The organism is Aeromonas sp. SG16 (genome assembly GCF_024436135.1).
Lineage (GTDB): Bacteria > Pseudomonadota > Gammaproteobacteria > Enterobacterales > Aeromonadaceae > Aeromonas > Aeromonas jandaei.
The window spans coordinates 875,743-896,006 of sequence record NZ_JANFNW010000001.1 but is presented as its reverse complement, the minus strand read 5'-3'; the positions used below and the strand labels follow the sequence as shown (position 1 = coordinate 896,006).

The 20,264-nt window shown below is 52.9% G+C and carries 12 protein-coding genes and 2 pseudogenes; 9 read left to right on the top strand and 5 right to left on the bottom strand.

The window, feature by feature from the left end; translation table 11 throughout:
* Positions 1-4,047: a DUF2357 domain-containing protein gene (locus NOM67_RS04030; RefSeq protein WP_156852699.1), complete on the top strand. Its 4,047-nt coding sequence runs from the start codon at positions 1-3 to the stop codon at positions 4,045-4,047.
* Between the two features lie 79 nt (positions 4,048-4,126).
* On the opposite strand, the pseudogene NOM67_RS04025 reads toward NOM67_RS04030, so the two are convergent.
* Positions 4,127-4,348 (bottom strand): annotated as a pseudogene (locus NOM67_RS04025) (integrase core domain-containing protein); the annotation flags it as partial.
* A gap of 10 nt (positions 4,349-4,358) precedes the next feature.
* Between NOM67_RS04025 and NOM67_RS04020 the strand changes: the two are divergent.
* From NOM67_RS04020 to rplY, 7 genes and pseudogenes are all read left to right on the top strand, one after another.
* Positions 4,359-4,772, top strand: a complete 414-nt coding sequence (locus NOM67_RS04020) for a hypothetical protein (protein WP_232354330.1) — start codon at positions 4,359-4,361, stop codon at positions 4,770-4,772.
* Between the two features lie 192 nt (positions 4,773-4,964).
* Positions 4,965-6,039, top strand: a pseudogene (locus NOM67_RS04015) (IS3 family transposase).
* A gap of 774 nt (positions 6,040-6,813) precedes the next feature.
* On the top strand, positions 6,814-8,094 hold the full coding sequence (locus NOM67_RS04010) for an HD domain-containing phosphohydrolase (protein WP_255933988.1): 1,281 nt from the start codon (positions 6,814-6,816) through the stop codon (positions 8,092-8,094).
* Between the two features lie 98 nt (positions 8,095-8,192).
* Entirely contained in the window at positions 8,193-8,612 is a 420-nt protein-coding gene (locus NOM67_RS04005) for a CBS domain-containing protein (RefSeq protein WP_216994397.1), read from the top strand.
* Between the two features lie 216 nt (positions 8,613-8,828).
* Entirely contained in the window at positions 8,829-12,728 is a 3,900-nt protein-coding gene (hrpA, locus tag NOM67_RS04000; protein ID WP_255933985.1) for an ATP-dependent RNA helicase HrpA, read from the top strand.
* Between the two features lie 94 nt (positions 12,729-12,822).
* Entirely contained in the window at positions 12,823-13,656 is an 834-nt protein-coding gene (locus NOM67_RS03995; protein WP_255933982.1) for a hypothetical protein, read from the top strand.
* Between the two features lie 115 nt (positions 13,657-13,771).
* A complete protein-coding gene (rplY, locus tag NOM67_RS03990; RefSeq protein ID WP_042030867.1) occupies positions 13,772-14,059 on the top strand; it encodes a 50S ribosomal protein L25 in 288 nt (95 codons plus the stop codon).
* 107 nt (positions 14,060-14,166) lie between these two features.
* Here the strand turns inward: rplY and NOM67_RS03985 are convergent, their stop codons facing one another.
* The gene (locus NOM67_RS03985) at positions 14,167-14,562 is read right to left on the bottom strand and encodes a MerR family DNA-binding transcriptional regulator (RefSeq protein ID WP_033112630.1); all 396 of its coding nucleotides are present in this window, start codon (positions 14,560-14,562) and stop codon (positions 14,167-14,169) included.
* Positions 14,563-14,684: 122 nt separating this feature from the next.
* Here NOM67_RS03985 and NOM67_RS03980 point away from each other — a divergent pair, with 122 nt between their 5' ends.
* Positions 14,685-15,848 (top strand): thiolase family protein, encoded by a 1,164-nt coding sequence (locus tag NOM67_RS03980; RefSeq protein WP_255933977.1) that lies wholly within the window; start codon positions 14,685-14,687, stop codon positions 15,846-15,848.
* On the opposite strand, the gene NOM67_RS03975 is transcribed toward NOM67_RS03980, so the two are convergent.
* The 3 genes from NOM67_RS03975 to NOM67_RS03965 all read right to left on the bottom strand — a co-directional run bounded on the left by NOM67_RS03975 (position 15,845) and on the right by NOM67_RS03965 (position 20,028).
* On the bottom strand, positions 15,845-17,068 hold the full coding sequence (locus NOM67_RS03975) for an EAL and HDOD domain-containing protein (protein ID WP_041207627.1): 1,224 nt from the start codon (positions 17,066-17,068) through the stop codon (positions 15,845-15,847). The genes NOM67_RS03980 and NOM67_RS03975 overlap by 4 nt on opposite strands.
* A gap of 116 nt (positions 17,069-17,184) precedes the next feature.
* Positions 17,185-18,453, bottom strand: a complete 1,269-nt coding sequence (locus NOM67_RS03970; protein ID WP_156852704.1) for an OmpP1/FadL family transporter — start codon at positions 18,451-18,453, stop codon at positions 17,185-17,187.
* Between the two features lie 252 nt (positions 18,454-18,705).
* A complete protein-coding gene (locus NOM67_RS03965; protein WP_156852705.1) occupies positions 18,706-20,028 on the bottom strand; it encodes an outer membrane protein transport protein in 1,323 nt (440 codons plus the stop codon).
* Positions 20,029-20,264 lie beyond the last annotated feature (236 nt).

Below are 20,264 nucleotides of genomic sequence, written 5' to 3'. Positions count from 1 at the left end.
ATGGAAAGCACCATTAAGCTCGACTCCATTGAATCTCTTTATAGGGCGCTAAACGATAAAGATGAGGTAAAGAACCAAGCCAATTGGATACTAATAGTTCGCAACTGGCTGACGGAAGTCTCGAGCTTCGACCCTGTTTCAGGGCATGCCCTGCATACTGGCATTGTCGATTTTTTGAGTGCCGTGGAAAAATCGGTACAGGATGAGTCACCAGAGGCTGAGATAAAGGACCGTATTTATCGAATTGTATCGCACTCGAAGGAATCAGTTCTGGCTATCATGGAGCATACTCGGGATAAGATATTACGGGAGCATGCCATGCTCCCGATACATGCGGCAAGAGAGGTTGACAGCAACAGTGTTCAATGGCTTAGTCGTCAGCCGGGAAGAACACTCCGTGAGAAGCTTTCTGGTAAGCCCTATATGAAGGCTGTTAGGCGGAGATCCAGTGTAGATACGGCAGAAAACCGACTTTTGAGAGCTTTCCTGTTCCGTCTGGAACAAATTCTAATTGAAAGACAGAATGTTTTTTCGTCAGCGGCAGAAGAGACTTGTGAGGAGTTGCTTGTTTTCATCCAGCGCTGGTTCAGAACGGAAGATACTGCTGAAATCGGTGTATGGGGCAATCTTCCGCCTAATAACACGCTTCTTCAGGATAAGCGTTATCGTAAAATCTGGGATGGTTGGCTATGGCTCCAAGCTATCGATGAACAGATCGTGGGAGATAGTAAAAGGCTCGATAGCGATATTCTCCGTGTTATTTATTGGAATACTCTTTCCTTGCTTAACAGTAGTGGTCGTTTTCGAACAGTTCAGCAGCCCGTCGGTCTCGATTATAATGATTTTTCTATCTCCCCAGAATTACCAGTCCAGGGATATTTATTTCCTGCAGCCGACTCAAAGATCAAAGGGAAGATCAAAACTATAAACTATGAAAAGAAGTTTGGCTTTGTAACACAAGAAAGCGGTGTTGATTTATTTTTTCATCAAAACAATCTTTCAATCAAGCTCAAGCTCGATTCATTATCTACTGGAGATGAAGTTTCTTTTGTTATCGGCAGCAACCGGCAGGGTGAATGTGCTGAAGATATAACTCTTTCAGCAGGAATCATCCCTGTCGGTTTCAATTTTACGGGCGATAAATGGAAGATACAAGTCGGTGAAGATAAGTATTTATTACAGATTGTTTCCGAGAGTCTGGTGATTGAGCAAGCTCAGGGCGAAAAAAAGAAATTAAAAATAGAGCCAGCAACTCTCAAAGAGATATCGAAGGCGATACTGTCATTAGTCGTAGACGCCACATTTGAAAACTTTGCGCCGACTAATAATCAAAGTGGTCCAATACGGATAGATAGATCTGTTGTTGATCTGTGTTCAATCCGTCCAACGTTCATGAACAATTCAGGCTCGCAGGTGCATCTGCCGTTCAGGTTACTTCAGCAAACTTGGACGTTACAAGATGGAAGCAAGCATGTTGTCGATTGCGGAGAAGCAAAAGCTATCACTTTAAGTGGAAAAGTTGTAACGGTCAGCATGAGAAGCCTTTTTTTACATAGTTCGACACTGCCCGATGCAACCAAAAGCAGTGCATCGATGTTTTTTACAAAAAAACTGAGTGACTATCTCAAGACAGACAAGCTGACCTATCTTGTCCCTGATTGGGGCAATGACTTCGATCTTGAGGGAGTAAGGAAAAGCGTCCATTTTTATTTTGATGAATCGACCCCGCTTCCCAAAAGCATTGCTGCTATTTTTGCATGGCAATCATCGAAAAAATTTGTACAGGACAGAATCCGAGATAATGATTTTGTGTTGGTGGTTGATTCATTTGACAGCGGAATTTCAATAACCCCAGTTCAGGCAATATACCAAAGAGATCTGTACAAAATATTGCCTGAGACACAAGGTATCAGCTGGGAAAGACATCCCACAGTTATTGTTCCAAACACCGACATTCATACTATCATGGCCAGCAATCTTGAGCATAATGGCTGTCAGACATCTGAAGCACTCATCCATTTGTTCGGCTTCGATGGTTTAGCTAGTGATTCCGGGGAAGTGTCTTTTGTAAAAGATGATCACTTGTATCACTTACCAAGCTCTATTCGGGAGGCTCTGACCCAGGATTTAGATATCAACATATTATCAAACGACGCTATCAGTGACTGCTTGAACTCTACAAATAGGGATTGTCAGGGAGTTAGTGTGTTTATACTGCCTCTCGAGGATACAATCAGGAAACCTGATATGCGAATGGATTACAAGTGGCTGGGGTCTGCATGGTCACCGATTAAAGGCTGCCGAACGTTAAACAGATGGCAGGAAGAAGTTGATGATATTGCCCTTTGGCGTGATCATCTGCCAAAGTTATCTATAGTAGTACCGAGTGATAAAGGGTATAAAGTTAATTTTTATCTTGTAAAAGACGCTACGGTAACACCGCAACGTGGCAGAACTGTGAATATACCAGTAGAGGAGACATTCACTCTGCCTGCTGAGCAAACTCATTACAGGTTTCCTCTACAACAGGGGGAAGGCAATAAAGAGAAGCAGTTTGTTGCATATTTGAAATCGCCAGCATTCCCTTTGAAGAAGGACACTACCTGTAAGCTAAAGATGACCTACACCTATGGAGCGGATGAACCATACGAGCTGAAATTTATTCCGTTGGATTCAGTAGAAGCAGGGTTTAAATCTATTCGGGTTGAATGGCGCTCAGCATCAGAGGGTGAAGCGGCCGATCTTGCTAACTTGCCGGCCCCAGATTTCCCAGCCCGTAAAAGTTGGTCCGATTTTCAGCATTTTCCTAAAGAAGATGGTAAGGGATTTTCTGATCTTCTGGACTGGTGTTGCTCCAAAATTTCAGGTTTGAATGATTTGATCTCGTTCGATTATGAACAGGAATTTCAGTCTATCCTGAATAGAAGAAAAGTCGGCTATTTGGAATGGGGAGCCAAAGATCGTGCAGGTAAATACTTTTGCCGAGTCAATGTAGATGGAGAGAGTGTGTTTTGTCACAGTTCTAATTTTATTGAGGCTGTTGATGAAAATTCTCTATATGAAAAATGCCCAGTTTATCTGGAAGTTTTTACAAATGGAAAAGGTCCTTCCGGATCAAATATATCATTTTCAGAGCGTTTTTCCCCACAGCATCAGGAGAAAGCAAAGGACACCGTCAATCGGAAGCGTTCAAGAGCCATCGAGTATGCTGAAAAAGGAATATTCAGCCTCCGATTCCCAACATTAACCATCTGGAATCATGGCCACTCCCTTTCAGATTCAGATGTGCCTGACCATTTTAGAAGCGCGATATTCGAAGGTACGCAAAAAATCATATCAATAATTGAGTCAGAAAATATTCCCGACTCTCTCAAAGAGGAGCTTTTCTTCTTTCTGTGCTGTCTTCATAAAGATGCCCCTGGGATTGTTGGTTCTCGGCTTCTTGTTGCTGTTAAGGATAAAAAGCTTTTGCGTGAGTACTGTAGGAATATTTCTTTTGCCATCGGTAATGCCGAACTGCCATACCAACAAGAACTATTGGAGAATGTCATCAACCCCATTGATAATGATGGCTTGACCAAATCCATTACCATGGAGGTTTTGTCAATAGCCCTCTGGCGATCCAAAACACTGATCAACAAATTGACGAAAGAGGAGCTCGTAGCTTTATCCAGAAACTTATATGGTTGCCTAGAGTTCGACATCCAGAAAGTTGTTAATGAAGGGAAAGGATATCAGATAGCGACTCTCTGTAAGCATCTGGAGCTTCTTCTTGCTCTCCTGAGAAGCCGACGGATTGATGGCGAAGAGTTCAAAATGATTTTCGCCCCAGATAATGACCTGACTAAAAAATATGTGACATTGGTAGATAATGTTTCCAGAATAGTGATCGATAATAACATCGAGCTTAAGTCCCGAATCAGCCTTAAAATTGAAAAGCCTGAAACGTACCGTAATACCCCTGATCTACTATATGCATTGGGAATGTACTTAACAGGTAAATCTGGAGCTAATGCAATCTTGATATCAGAAGTACTTGATGAATAATCGGAAACTGAATCATCGATCTGAAGATTGTGTACAGATCTAGTTATCACCTGACACCGGCCTCAAACCGGTGTCTTGTTTACGCGACTTTAGAGCGCACTTCCTTCGGTATCAATTTCAGACCCTTCTTGAACATGGTGTAGGGGGTTTGACCCTCCATCATCTTGCTTTGATGTGGCCGCTGGGTGTTGTAGTGCTCCAGGTAGCTATCCATGTCTGTCTGCATCTGCTCTACCGACTCATACCAGGTCGTTCTCCCCTTGATACGGAAGTGTTCATCCAGCAGTGTGCGATGCAGCCGTCAGGCGGCCATGCCCCTGAGCAGGGGGATCTATTACCTGCTGTCAGCCGAGCGAGCTAGGGAGCTGACCTGTCTGCTTGCCAAAGGCGCGTGTCACGAAGAGGATGAGACTTCACCACTGGCGGTGGTGACGGCATTGGCTATCCATGTCGAGCAACATCGGATGGATCGCACGTCACGGCCCATCTATTTGGGGCGTGAGCAACTGATGACCGGTGCAGCCGATTTGCTGGGGGAGGCTGCCCGCTTTGAAGATCAGGATGTATTTCGCCTGTTGGCGTTACTGCTAGACAAGTTACTGCGGGGAGAGGGGGCTGTCGTCAGCCAAGCTGGATGGACTCACGGTAAGCGTGATGGAACAGCGGGCGCTGGCGGTGCAAGTCTCGCAATCAGCTGGGCCATGCCAGCTGGCTGGATGTGGTAGAAGCCGCTCTCTGGTGCTTCTGGCATGGGGACGATTCGGCTAGCGGCGAGGTATTGCTCGGCTTACTGCTGGGGCGGGATGAGCGAGTGCGGCTTGTTTATGGTCTGCTGGTGGGGGGGGGGGGAATCCCCCCGAAAAACTGAGGTACTCATAAGTAGAATATTCCCGTACTGTGAATGCAGGAGGTTCTACATGAAAACATCACGTTTTAGCGATGCACAGATCATCGCCATCCTCAAACAGGCTGAGTCTGGTTCACCCGTCCCTGAGCTCTGTCGTGAACATGGCATCAGCTCCGCCACCTTCTACAAATGGCGCTCCAAATTCGGTGGCATGGATGCCTCCCTCATGGCGCGCCTCAAAGAGCTGGAAGAGGAAAATCGTCGGCTTAAGAAGATGTATGCCGAGGAGCGCCTCAAGGCAGAGCTCATCTCCGAGGCAATGGCAAAAAAGTGGTAACGCCATCTGCCCGCAGGGCGATGGCGAGCAAGGCAGTGGCTCATTACGCCATTTCTATCCGCCTAGCTTGCCAGGTGTTCAAGGTGAGCGAGGGTTGCTATCGCTATCAGCCCGTGCTGGCCGATGAAAACCAGGATATTGCCGACTGGCTGCTGCGCCTCACTGCCAACCAGCGCAACTGTGCTTTCTGTACCTGCGTAATGTCAAAGGCTTTGGCTGGAACCACAAGCGGGTCTACCGGATCTATCGGGCGCTAGAGCTCAATCTGCGGATAAAACCCAAGAAGCGGCTAGTGCGCGCTAAGCCGGAGCCGTTGGCTGTCCCTGACCAACCGAATCAATGTTGGTCGATGGACTTTATGCATGACCAGCTCAGCGATGGTCGCTCGGTGCGGTTGTTTAATGTGATCGATGACTTCAACCGTGAAGCACTGTGCATCGAGGTGGATTTTTCCTTGCCTGCCTCGCGAGTCAAACGGGCACTGGAGCAGGTAATCGAGTGGCGGGGAAAACCGGCCGCTATCCGCTGTGACAATGGCCCGGAATATATCAGCGAAGCTCTCAAGTGCTGGGCGCAGCAGAAGGGGATTGCACTGAGGTATATCCAGCCAGGCAACCCACAGCAGAATGCCTACATCGAGCGATTTAACCGCACAGTTCGTTACGACTGGCTGGGCCATTACCTGTTTGAGTCACTGAATGAGTTACAGGAATTTGCCACGGACTGGCTGTGGGTTTATAACCATGAGCGGCCAAATATGGCACTGGGTGGCTACACGCCGAAACAGCGTCTGGCACAGGCCGCATGATCTCTACTTTTAAGTGCCCCTAAAAATGGGGGGATTACCGGGGCTTTCTACATGGGGGAGCCTTTCAGGCTCGAGTGAGGTTGTTTGAATTATTCAGCAAGTTATTTAAATATAACATAAAAATTAACTTATGCAGTTTATGTCCACGAACTTCTGCATGTGGTGTTTCAAATATGAAACAGCTGGACGGGTCTTGCTTGGCTCTATTACGGCAAAAACGGGTGAAGTTCTGTCGGTGAAGTTGCTCGGACGAATACTGTTACTATCTGTAACAATGCCCCTCAAATTTCACCACGTCCCAATTGTGTACCGCTCTCATCAGCGTTAGAGCCATAAACCTTTATAAATCAGGTTATTAAAAAAGACATATTGCAAAACGTGGAAATAGAATGTCGGCTCGCTGCCGGCGTGTGCTGTTTTGCTCATGTTGCTCGAGATGAGGTATCCGATGACGGCGGCTAGCGCCTGGGTGGATGGTGCCATGCACCACAATGGCCAGCATGGTAAACCATAGCGCAGGTAGAACGAAGGGTTGGGCCCTCATTCGTCGCTTTATTAGACAAGGGGACCATTTGTGTGCCAGTAACAAAGCGCTGATTTGCAAATGTTCCGGCAGGTAGGAGGCCGCATAGGTACTGTTCACGGTAATCCTCTGCAAAATCACACTTTTTGTCTGTCCACCAAGGCCAAGAGGATGGCTGTTGACTAAATTGTTTATATGGGCGGAGTAAAACTGCTCCTCTGATAACAACATGGCGGCATGGGATAGTGATCATGGACAGAATGCTGACGGAGAAGAACTCATTCTCGTTGCAGGTCGATCTTAGACAGGTGGTATATGCCTTGTCTGCATCGCTGGATCTGGTGGGTATTGGCGATGTTGCCCATGGTAAACGAGTCGGGATCATGGCAGCCGAGTGCAGTCGGGTACTGGGGATGGACGATGTGGAGCGCCGACTGCTCTTCGAGTTGGGCGTCCTGCATGACATCGGCGTCTCCTCGACAGTCATCCATCACCACCTGGTCAGCGAGTTTGACTGGGAGTCGTCACAGCTTCACTGTGAAGTGGGATATCAGCTATTAAAGGATTTCCGGCTGCTCGCTCCTTTGGCGCTTCCCATCCGTTATCACCACACCCACTGGAAGTTGCTGCGCAATTTACCCGAAGTGGACAAGAAAGTTGCCCGTCAGGCCAATCTCATCTTTCTGGTAGACCGTTGTGACGCGCTGGCGGCCCCTCACTATAGCGACGGGTCGCTCTTGATGCATACCAACGAGATCCGCGAACGGCTGCAGGGTTATAGCGGTGAATTTTTTGACCCCGAGCTGGTAGCGGCATTCCTGCAAGCTTCTCGCTCGGAGGCTTTCTGGCTGCAACTGGAAGCTCGTTCCATCAATGACTACATGCTTGAGATGCTGCAAGAGCGCGAGCCTTGCATGACGACCAATGGCGAGCTGAAAGCATTGGCGCTGATTTTTTCGGGCATTGTTGATGCCAAAAGCTCGTTTACCATGGCTCACTCCTTCGGTGTTGCTCGTCTCTCGCGTCTGCTGGCCGAGCGTATGGGTGTCAGTCCCATCCATTGTGACATGCTGGAAATTGCCGGATTGCTGCACGATCTCGGCAAGCTGCGAGTACCGGATGAAATTCTGGATAAACCGGGGCGATTAACCTCCGAGGAGCGGGCCATCATCAATACCCACAGTTTCGAGACCTATCAGATCTTGCGTCATATCGAGGGGTTTGAAGAGATCGCGTGCTGGGCCTCCTATCACCATGAAGAACCGGACGGAGAGGGATACCCGTTTCATCTGCCGGCTTCGGCGATGGCACTGGAGGCGAGGATCTTGCGGGTAGCCGATATTTTTCAGGCCATGGTTCAGGACAGGCCATATCGACAGGGACTCTCTGCTGGCGAGGCACTCTCTTTTATGAAGCAGTTGGTTAGAGAGGGTCGGGTGGATGGCGACGTTGTTGCCGTGCTGGCAGAGAATTTGCCACAGATGGTACAGGCCGCCATTCCAGCGGTAGAGGAGGTGTATGCGTACTGCTGACCTGCTCTGGCTTCCAGCTATGCTTGGAATAAGCCGTGCATGGTGCCGATATCCACGTGCAATAAGCAGGCTTGACTGACCACCATAGGGGAGCAGATATGGAATCGCTAAAAGCCAGGGATTATATGCAGAGCAGACCCATCACCTTTAAAGCTGACATGATGGTGCAAGCTGCAGTCGAGAAATTTTTAAACAGTCACCAGCTGGGTGGCCCGGTGACCGATGAGAAAGGACATCTGATCGGCTGGATCTCCGAGCAGGATTGCATCGCGGTAATGCTCAAGGAAGCGTATCACTGTGAACAGGTGGCACAGGTGCGGGATGTGATGCGCAAAGAGGTGCTGACGGTGGGGCCAGATACCAGCATCCTGACTCTGGCTGAGATGATGATGGGGCAGAAGCCCAAGATCTATCCGGTGGTGGAGGAGGGCAGGCTGCTCGGGGTGATCAATCGCCACAATGTGATGCAGGCGATCCACACTCAGCTCACTACCTGTTTTGTCCATAGCCACGGTTGAGTGTTGCGTCTCTATGTTGGAGCAGGCCAATGGCCTGCTTCGTTATTTTGGTAGACAGTAAGTTCGCCGAGCTGATGTTTGCAATGAAGCAAAGGGGCCTACTCGTATGCCCCGAGCTTCATGTTAAGGCTTGCACCTCTCCTTCTCGCTCTTTAGGATCAGCCCCAGCTATCGATATGGCCCCCTTGTCGGGCACTCTTTTAAGGAATTCGTACCTTGTCTCTCTCTATCGAGGCGCTGCGCCGCCGTCTCCCTGCCTGCATGAACCTTGACGCCCGCCGTCTCTCCAGCCGTCTGCACGGGGTTAAAAATTTGCCTGAAGGCAAACAGGCTGCCGTGCTCGAGACCATCGCCGCCGATCTGGATGCGGCACAGGCGCGCTACCAATCCCGTCTTGCGGGCGTACCCAAGGTCACCTATCCGGACAACCTGCCGGTCAGCCAGAAGCAGGCGGAGATCGCCAAGGCGATTCAAGAGCACCAAGTGGTGATCATCGCCGGGGAAACCGGCTCGGGCAAAACCACCCAGATCCCCAAGATTTGTCTGGCGCTCGGGCGCGGGGTGAAGGGCTTCATCGGCCACACCCAGCCACGCCGTCTGGCGGCCCGCACTGTGGCGGCCCGCATTGCCGAGGAGATGGAGTCCGAACTCGGCCACTACGTGGGTTACAAGGTGCGCTTTACCGATCAGGTGAGCGAGCAGACCCACATCAAGCTGATGACCGACGGTATCCTGCTGGCGGAGATCCAGAACGACCGGATGCTCACCCAGTACGACACCATCATCATCGATGAGGCCCACGAGCGCAGCCTCAACATCGACTTCATTCTGGGCTATCTCAAACAGCTGCTACCAAAACGCCCGGATCTCAAGGTGATCATCACCTCGGCCACCATAGACCCCCAGCGCTTCTCCCGCCATTTCAACAAGGCGCCGGTGATAGAGGTCTCTGGCCGCACCTATCCGGTAGAGGTGCGCTACCGTCCACTCACCAGTGACAAGAGTGAAGGGCTGGAAGAGCGTGATGAACTGCAGGGGATTTTCGATGCGGTGGAAGAGCTGGCCCGCGAAGGGCTGGGGGACATCCTCATCTTCATGAACGGCGAGCGGGAGATCCGCGATACCGCCGATGCCCTGCGCAAGCTCAATCTGCGCGACACCGAGGTGCTGCCGCTCTACGCCCGCCTCTCCAACGCCGAGCAGAACAAGGTATTCCAGCAACATGCTGGGCGGCGCATCGTGCTCGCTACCAACGTGGCGGAGACCTCGCTGACGGTGCCGGGCATTCGCTACGTCATCGATCCGGGCACCGCCCGCATCAGCCGCTACTCCTGGCGCACCAAGGTGCAGCGCCTGCCCATCGAGCCGGTATCCCAGGCCAGCGCCAACCAGCGTAAAGGGCGCTGCGGCCGGGTGGCGGATGGTATCTGTATCCGCCTCTACTCGGAGGAGGATTTCAATAGCCGTCCCGCCTTTACCGACCCCGAGATCCTGCGTACCAACCTGGCCTCCGTCATCCTGCAGATGCTGGCGCTCGGCCTTGGCAATATGGAGGCGTTTCCCTTCGTCGAGCCGCCTGAGTCGCGCCATATCAAGGACGGTCTGACTCTCTTGAAAGAGCTGGAGGCGGTGCGCGAGTTACCAGCCACCGGCGAGCGCGAAGCCAAACTGCAGCTGACCGAGACCGGACGCCAACTCTCGCGCATCCCCCTTGATCCGCGTCTGGCGAAGATGGTGATCAGCGCGGCGCAGACTGGCTGCCTGAGCGAGGTGATGGTGATCACCGCTGCCCTCAGCATTCAGGATCCCCGCGAGCGGCCCATGGAGAAGAAGCAGGCCGCCGATGAGCAGCATAGGCGCTTTGAGGACAAGGATTCCGACTTCCTCGCCTTCGTCAATCTGTGGAATTACCTGAAAGAGCAGCAGGATGCCCTTGGCAGCAATCCGTTCCGCCGCATGTGCCAGAAGGAGTTTCTCTCCTACCTGCGGGTGCGCGAGTGGCAGGACATCCATTTCCAGCTGCGCCAGACGGTGAAAGAGCTTGGTTTTAAAGCCAACCATGAACCGGCGGATTTCAAGACGGTGCACTGCGCCCTGCTGACCGGCCTCTTGAGCCATATCGGCAACAAGGATTTGGAAAAGCCCGAGTTCCTCGGTGCTCGCAATGGCCGTTTCCACCTTTTCCCTGCCTCGGGCTTGTTTAAAAAGCCACCCAAGTGGGTGATGGCCGCAGAATTGGTGGAGACCTCGCGCCTCTACGCTCGTATCAACGCCAAGATTGAACCCGAGTGGGTGGAGCCGCTGGCGGGCCATCTCATCAAGCTGCACCACAGCGACCCCCACTGGTCGAAGAAAAATGGCGCCGTGATGGCCAAGGAGAAGGTGACCCTCTATGGTCTGACTCTGGTCAATGAGCGCACCATCAACTTCAGCCGTATCGATCCGGCGCTGTGCCGCGAGTTGTTTATCCGCCGCGCGCTGGTGGAGGGGGATTTCGAGACCCGTCACCGTTTCTTCAGCGATAACCGCAAGCTCCTGGCCGAGGTAGAGGCGCTGGAGCACAAATCCCGTCGGCGCGACATTCTGGTGGATGATGAGGACTTGTTCCGCTTCTACGATGCCCGCTTGCCGGAGGAGGTGATCTCCGCTCGCCACTTCGACAAGTGGTGGAAAGAGGCGCAAAAGCGGGATCCCGAGCTGCTCAACTTCGAAAAAGAGATGTTGATGAAGGGAGATGCAGCCCACATCAGCGATCTCGACTACCCCAACTTCTGGCAGCAGGGGCGCCTCAAGCTCAAGTTGACCTATCAGTTCGAGCCGGGGGAGGCGGCGGATGGCGTGACCCTGCATATTCCGCTGCCGCTCCTGAATCAGGTGGAGGTGAAGGGGTTCGAGTGGCTGATCCCGGGGCTGCGTCATGAACTCTTGGTGGCCCTCATCAAGTCGATGCCAAAGCCGATGCGCAAGAACTTCGTACCGGCCCCCAACTATGCCGATGCGCTGCTAGCCAGCATCAACCCCGAACAGGGGCCGCTACTGGACGAGATGGAGCGCCAGCTGCGCCGTATGACCGGCGTGACCGTGCCCCGTGAATCCTGGGACTGGTCTGCGGTGCCCGATCACCTGAAACTCACCTTCCGGGTGGTGGACGACAAACACAAGAAGGTGGCGGAAGGCAAAGATCTGGAGGCCTTGAAAGAGTCGCTGCGCGGCAAGGTGCAGGAGACCCTGTCACAAGTGGCGGACGATGATATCGAGCAGTCCGGTCTCACCCTGTGGAGCTTTGGCGAGCTGCCGCAAGAGTACAGTCAGAAGCGGGGCGGGTTCGAGGTTAAGGCCTATCCGGCCCTGGTGGATCAGAAGGATTCGGTCGCCATCCAGCTGGTGGAGAGCCCGGTGGTGCAGCAGCAGCTGATGTGGGCCGGTCAGCGTCGGCTGGTGCTGCTCAACGTACCATCGCCCATCAAGTATCTGCAGGAGAAGTTGCCCAACAAGGCCAAGCTGGGGCTCTATTTCAACCCGTTTGGCAAGGTGGCCGAGCTTATCGACGACTGCATCGCCTGCGGCTGCGACAAGCTGATCGAGCAGCACGGCGGCATGGCTTGGGACGAGGCCGGTTTCGAGGCGCTCAAGGAGTATGTCCGCGCCGAGCTCAACGATGCGGTGGTGGAGGTGGCCAAGCAGGTGGAAGCCGTGCTGACCCTCTCCCATGAGATCAAAAAACGGCTCAAGGGCAAGATGCAGCTCGACACCGCCTTTGCCATGTCGGACATCCAGCAGCAGTTGGGTAACCTCATTCACAAGGGCTTTGTCACCGAGACCGGCTGGCAGCGGCTGCCTGACTTGCTGCGCTACCTGCGCGCCATCGAGCGGCGCCTCGAGAAGCTCGCCATCGATCCCAACCGGGATCGGGTCTACATGCTCAAGGTGCACAGCGTGGAGTCGGAGTACAAGGCGCTGCTGGCCAAGATCCCCAAATCCCAGCTTATTCCCACCGAGGTGGCCAATATCCGCTGGATGATCGAGGAGCTGCGGGTATCGTTTTTTGCCCAGAATCTGGGAACCCCCTATCCGGTGTCGGATAAACGGGTGCTGAATGCTATCGCCCAGTGCTAAGCTGCTATCTGTCTGTTTTAACTGCGTGATATAGAGTGTGGGAAGGGGTTGCCAAGGTGGTGGAACCTTTTAAACGGAAGTCAGGGAGGCAAGGATGCTGGGGATCTGGTTGAGTGTGGCGCAGGTGGTGATCAGCGGTTACCAGCCTATTGCAGAGCAAACCTGGGTGCAGTTGAACCCGGAGTATTACCCTTTAGCGCGCACGCCGCCCGCCATGTTTGTGGCATGGCACGGCAACCAGTTTCCGCCGCTGGCCCAGAAACAAAAAAATGGTCGCTGGCAGATCCTCTTTCCTGCCCGTCTGGTCCCCCCTTTTGATCTGTTCGAGGGGGAGGCAGAGCTTTCCAAAGCTTATCTGGCAAGGTTGCGGCGCATCGACGAGATGGCTTATGGCGTCGCATCCGTTCAGGCTGTTGCTGCAGTGCAGCAGCAGAGCCTCTCACCGTTGGATGAAAATGGGCAGCTTGCCCCCTTTATTGCCGAGTTCAGAACCCTGGATGCCATGCCGGTTCAGCTGGCGGGAAGGCCTCGCTACGAGGCGGAACCGTTGCTGGCGATGCTGGGGAGCGTTGCGCGTGAATCGGTAAACAATGCTGATATCCAGCTGGCTGCTGCCGCCTCCACCGATAGCGTCACCCTTACGCTATCGGCCCCGGCGGCAGGAGGTGAGCGTGCAGTGTGCCATCAGGTGGCGGCTGGTGAGACGCTGTGGCGCATAGCGAACCAGCTCTCCAGTGCTATGGGGGCCGATACGTACAGCTATTTGCTGGCGTTGGTGGCTGAAAATCAGGCGCGACTTGGCCATAGCATTCGGGTCAAAACCGGGGATGGTCTCTACTGTCCCCGCGCCGAGACGCTGGCACAGTTTGATGCGCTGAGCCCGGCCCAGCGGCAGCAGCAATTTGCCCGCCTTGAGCAGGGGCGTTAAGGCACGGGATTAGCCTTGTATCCGCTATTGGCCCATGGTAGTATTCGCGCTCGTTTTGCGAGGTGCTGACCGGTCGCAGTTAGCACCATAAATTCATCCAAAAGAGATACATACTATGTCTTTCGTATTCCAAGCTGAAGTCCGTTCTGACCTGGGGAAAGGTGCGAGCCGCCGCCTGCGTCAAGCTGACCAAGTTCCTGCCATCGTTTACGGTGCAGGCAAAGAAGCTCTGTCCGTAGCTGTTGACCACAAGAAAATGATCCTGGCTCAAGAGAAGCCGGAATTCTATGAGTCCGTGCTGACTCTGGTCATCAACGGCGAAGAAGTTAACGTAAAAGTGAAAGCTATCCAGCGTCACCCGGTACGTTACAAGCTGGTTCACCTGGACTTCGTTCGCGTCTAATCGCGAGTCGTCAGGTTGAAGAAAAGCCACTCTCAGGAGTGGCTTTTTGCTATCTGGCGTTTGGTTGTTTTCACTGTGTGAAAAGAGGGCTTTGCCCTCAGGTTTCATTACCCCAGCTGGTTCAGCGCCTGCTGACAGCGCTGTTCGGCGGCATCCAGCTCCAGCAGCACCATCCTGATATCTTCCATCTGTTGCTGCAGCGTTTCACGTTTATCCGTTACCAGTCCCAGCATGGTTTGCAGCTGGGTGCGGCTGCTCTTGTCGGCATCATAGAGATCAAACAATTCGCGGATCTCGGCGAGGCTGAAACCAAGACGTTTGCCACGCAAGGTCAACTTGAGGCGAACCCGATCCTGCTTGCTGTAGATGCGGGTCTGGCCCTCTCGCGCGGGATTGAGCAATCCCTGATCCTCATAAAATCGGATACTGCGCGTCGTAATATCAAATTCCCGAGCCAGCTCACTGATGCTGTAGCGCCGGGCTTCATCCCTGTTTTTGTTCATACAGACTTCTTGGCGAACTAAATCCTGCTGGCACCTTACCTAAACGTAAACTGCACTGCAACTCTTGTTCCCGTGACGTAGAAAACCTATGTTATGGCCATGTAACAAAAAGAGGCTGGCAAATGGATATTGCGATTGTGGCGGCAAAGCGGACCCCGATGGGGGCATTTCAGGGCGCATTGGCAGAGGTAACGGCGCCTGAGTTGGGGGCGTGTGCCATTGAGGCAGCGTTGCAGCAAAGCGGCCTGCATCCGGAGCAGGTTGACGAAGTGTTTATGGGCAACGTGCTGTCGGCCGGGGTGGGGCAGGCTCCCGCTAGGCAGGCGATGTTGAAGGCGGGATTGCCGCCATCCATACCCGCAACCACAGTCAACAAGGTGTGTGGTTCTGGTATGAAGGCGGTGATGTTGGCGGCAGATTCCATCCGGCTTGGCGACAACCGAGTTGTGGTTGCTGGTGGCATGGAGAGCATGAGTCGTGCCCCCTATCTGCTGGATAACGCTCGTAGCGGTTTTCGGATGGGACATCAGCGGGCGCTGGATCACCTCTTTCTCGACGGATTGCAGGATGCCTACGATGGCCAGTTGATGGGAATCCATGCCCAGCGCAGCGCTGATCTGGCCGGTTTGACCCGCAGTGCCATGGATGAATTTGCCTTGGCATCGCTCCAGCGAGCCCTTGATGCCCAGCAGGCTGGCTCGTTTAGTTCGGAGCTGACGCCTTGCCATCGTGAGGGGCGCTTGCTGCTGGCAGAGGATGAGCAACCCAGCCGAGGACGGCCGGAAAAGATAGCAACGTTAAAACCTGCGTTTGGTAAAGAGGGGACCATTACTGCAGCCAATGCGAGCTCCATCTCTGATGGTGCGGCGGCGCTGATATTGATGGATAGCGCTACGGCAGTTGCCCGGCAGGTGCCCGTATTGGCAAGGATCGTCGGTTATCAGAGCCATGCAGCCTTGCCAGCCGAGTTTACCTCGGCACCCATTGGCGCAATATCCAAATTGCGGGAGCGGCTTGGCTGGTCAGTGGAGGCGGTGGATCTCTTCGAGATCAACGAGGCATTTGCCATGGTGACCATGCTGGCTATGGCGGGATGTGGTATTCCCCATGACAAGGTCAATGTATACGGTGGGGCCTGTGCGTTGGGGCATCCGCTCGGCGCGAGTGGTGCCCGTATTCTGGTCACCCTGATCTCGGCCCTGCGTCAGCGGGGAGGAAAAAGAGGGGTCGCCTCTCTGTGTATCGGAGGGGGAGAGGCGACAGCGATCGCGGTGGAGATCGATTAGTCGGTTGCTTCCATCGCCTGCAGCTGCTCGTTGACCCAGGTGGTCGCAGCCAGATAGAGGTGGCTGACCTTCTCCTCGCTCAAGCCCAATTTGGCGGTTCTGGCTGTAACCCGTGACCAGTTGGCATTCTCGTAGTCTTCGCAAAATGCGAGATAGAAGCCGAGATTACCCTTGCGCTCAAGCAGCGCCAACCGGATGGCATCGATCAACGGAATGGTGCCGAGCAGCTTGTCCATCGGCTGCTCCATCAACACATCCAGCAGGGAAAATAGGCCTGTGATAAAAGCCTGTGGCGCCTGCTGGGTCGGGGCATGAGCATGGGCCAGTAGCTCACAGAAGCGGGCCCTGATAAGCGACATCTGATAGAGCTCTGCACTCTTGCCCTTGCCTGCACTGGTGGCAGCCACCAGCGAGACAAAACGCTTTAGCTGGGTGTTGCCAAGGTAGATGGCGGCCTGGCGAAATGAAGAGATGGGATTGGTGTGTCCCTTGAGATGGTTGACGTAACGCAGTAGCTTGAGGGAAAGGGAGATATCCTGGCTTAGCAGCTGCTCGATCCGGTTGATGTCAGGTTCGGCCTGATTGACCACGTTGAGCAGTTGCATCACGACGACCTGGGCTGGCTCCATGGTCGCCTGCTTGACCATCTCGGGGCGACTGAAGAAAAAACCCTGAAATAGCTGGATCCCCAGCTGCTTGACCCGCTCGAATTCCGCCTTGTCTTCCACCTTTTCGGCCAGATAGGTGAGATTCATGCTTTGGTGGCGCTGAATGAACACCTTGATCTGCAATAGCGGTGTTGCCCGCAGATCGAACTTGATGATCTTGATAAAGGGGAGGAAACGCTCCCAGTCTGGCGACATGGTGAAGTCATCGAGCGCCAGCGTATAGCCCAGTTTATGGAGTTGTTTGACCTTCTCGAGCAGGGCATCGTCCGGTGCAGCATCCTCCAGAATTTCTATCACCACCTTCTCTGGGGGGAGGCACTCTGCCAAACCATCCAGCAACAGGGAGTGGGGGAAATTGATAAAGCAGGGGCGGCCGCCCAGTAGCTGATCGATGTTTTGTTGCAGGAACTGTTCAACGACAAGACTCGACGTTGCTTGCCGTGAGGAGATGCTCGGGAAGACATTATTCAGGCTATCGCGAAAGAGCAGCTCATAGGCGTAGGTATTAAGGTCTCTGTCGAGAATGGGCTGTCTTGCAACGTAGGAATACATGCCTGGCTCCGATATGGGTACTGGCTTGATTTTATGGTGTTGCAGAACACTATGCCAGTCCTGACCCTATTGAGTAAGGCAATAATTGGCATAGTGTTTTTCTGTCAGAGCCGAATTTAGAAGAGATAGCTCATTTGTAAGCCAGCCAGCCAGGCATCCCCTTCAGAAGTGCCCTGGAAGGTTGATGTCGTTAGCGGGTTGCCCGGTTGCAGTTCCATCTTCTCGGTGACATCGACCTTTTTACCGTCGATCAGGGTCAGCCCCAGATCCACAGTCAGGTTGGGTGTGAACTGATAACCCATGCCAAGGCTGTACCAGAGGCGGTCAGCATCCGGTATGGAGATGGTGCGGCGATCTGCAGGTACCGGACTTGCATCATAAGCGACCCCGGAGCGCAGTTGCCATTGGGGGGTCAGCTGATAGGTCATGCCAATGGCATAGCGCCAGCTATCTTCCCAGTGCTCATCCTTGATATGCATGTTGGACATGTTATCGAGATCTGCTTCCAGCTGGACGAATTTGCTCCAGTTGGTCCAGTTCAGGCTGCCATGAAGAGCCAGCTTGTCTGTCAGCTGATGAAATGCCGCCAATTCAGCCGTTGCGGGCAACGGCAGATCCAGACTGCCGGTATCTCTGATCTCGGTAACGGAGCTATCTGCATTGGGTCGGCCCACGATAGCATCACCCGAGAGGGTCAAAGTGACATCATGGCGGTAGGAGAGGCCAATCCGGGTTTGCTCCGACAACTCGAGCAAAGTGCCTACATTCCAGCCCCATGCCCAGCCATCCCCTTGCAGATGTTTTGCTATCAGGTTGCGAGAAGGGAAGGTGCCACCGACTTCGCCCTCGCCCTGAATAGCAGAGATCCCGGCACCAATTGACCACATCTCATTGATGCGATAGGCGAGTGAGGTACCCAGATCCATGGTCTTGATATCAGAGACATTGCCAAAGTGACCGGCGCTGTAGTTATCCGGCATCTTGACGCCGAGACCGTAATAAGAAGTGGCCGAGAATCCGAGACGCCACTGCTCATTGAGTGGAATGATGAGATAGGCATTGGGAACCCAGGCTGCGGAGGCGATATCGTGTGCACTGGCATCGGAAGTGACGATGCCGGCTTTGGTCGGCAAGCGGGTGTTACCTTCAATATTGACGTCAGGGCTGACATAGATGGCTCCGCCAGAGAGAGCTATCTTGTCGAAGCGAGTCATGGCAGCCACGTTGCGAGATAGAACGCTGGCATTGTCTGCGATAGCTGCTTCTCCGGCAAAGGCTCGGCCAAGCCCGGTTGCCGATTGTTCAGCCAGCTGGAAACCGGCTGCATGGGCGTGACCAGCAATCACCAGTAGGGAAAGGGCGGATAGTTTGAGGGTTGAATGCATGAGTTATCCTTGCGTGAATACCGAATGTTCAGTCGGCCATATCATTGAGGGCGGGATTTTATATGGTACGACCAGCAAGGCAACGGTGAGGGAGTACATCAGGGAAAAACGGGATTAAATGCTGATGAAACTAGCTCTAATAGATTGATTAAAAAAGAAAAATAAACAGGTGTGTGCTACATGTGTGCGCTGAAAGCGAGATCTTGCATAAAAAAAGAGCGCCTTGCGGCGCTCTTTTTGATTGCTCAACAATCAGAACTTCATGTTGAACTGGGCAGATGCTAGGAAGGCGTTGCCGTGGGAAGTGCCCTGCCAGCGTGGGTTATTCACTGTGCCATCATGGCTAACGAGGCCTTCGTTTACATCAACCTTCTTACCATCCAGATAGGCCATACCGAAATCAACACTCATATCAGGGTTGATATGGTAGGTGGCACCAGCACTGTACCAGATACGATCAGAGTCGGGGATACTCAGACTACGGTACTCAGCTTCGATAGGGGAGTTGTCATATGCAAAGCCCATACGAGCTTCCCATGACGGGTTGATGTACCAAGTACCACCGATAGAGTAACGAACAGAATCTTTGAACTTCTCATCTTTTTGCAGGCAGACACCTTTTGAACACTGAGAACTGGTTGCTTTGAGCTCTTCGAAGGCGCTCCAGTCAGTCCAGTTGACAGAGTAGTGGACGGCAAACTGCTGGTTCAAACGGTGATAACCTGCAAACTCGGCTTGAGCTGGCAGATCCAGTTTCAGGTTTCCGTCAACAGTTTTGTAGTTAGAGCTGGTGCCGTTAAAGTCGCCATCAAAACTGAGATCAACTTGGGAGCGATAGGTCAAAGCAAAACGGTGGTTTTCGTTAACTTCATACAAAGTACCAACGTTCCAGCCGAAGCCCCATGTATCACCCTTCAGCCCTGCAATTTTTGTATCAGCAGAATGTTGTACGCCTGTTGCCGCAGTCAATGTAGGAGCCAATACCCCTGCATAACGGTTCAATTCGGCTTCAGCATACACGGCGTTGATACCAGCACCGATGCTGAATTGTTCGTTGATGCGGTAGGCGATATTCGGGTTGATATTGAAAGTTAAGAGTTCTGTATCACCAGCGCCTGAGCCAGCGGCAAAATTCTTGTCGTACTCGGTAGAGAGACCGTAGTTGGAGAAAAGCCCAATACCCCATGCCCACTTATCATTCAGCGGCTGAATGAAATAGGACGCAGGGACGAAAGCCGCAGGAGCGATATCCGAAGCGGACGCATCACGATTGAAGTAATTGGGAACTGTACCTGCTTTTGTGGTCAGATTTCCGCTGGTTTTCCCCTCAACATCCACATCCGGCTTGATATAGGTACCGGATACAGAAACTGCCATCTTGTCGAAGGTAGTCATGGCTGCAGGGTTGCGGGCCAGAACGGAGGCGTTGTCGGCAATGGCTGCTTCACCAGCATAGGCACGACCCAGACCGGAGGCTGAGTGCTCGTTCAACTGGAATGCCGCTGCATGGACTTGACCGGTGGCCAGCGCAATGGTGGCGGCAATCAGGCTCTTCTTAAACATAGTTGTCGTCATGGTGGTCTCTCTTGTAGGCAGATTTTTTGTCGATATTGGCGGCATGTTCAATGCAAACCTCGACAAAATCCGTTTTTATTTCAGCTTCTTCCGAATCAATTCTGGCGTGATTCTATGTATCTGGTAGGAGGTAAGAAATCAGACCAGTGACAGCAGAATACATAAAAGTGATCGATCTGTTAATCATTTGTTTTAACCTGATGTTTAATTCATCATTTACGGGGTGGGATAGGGTG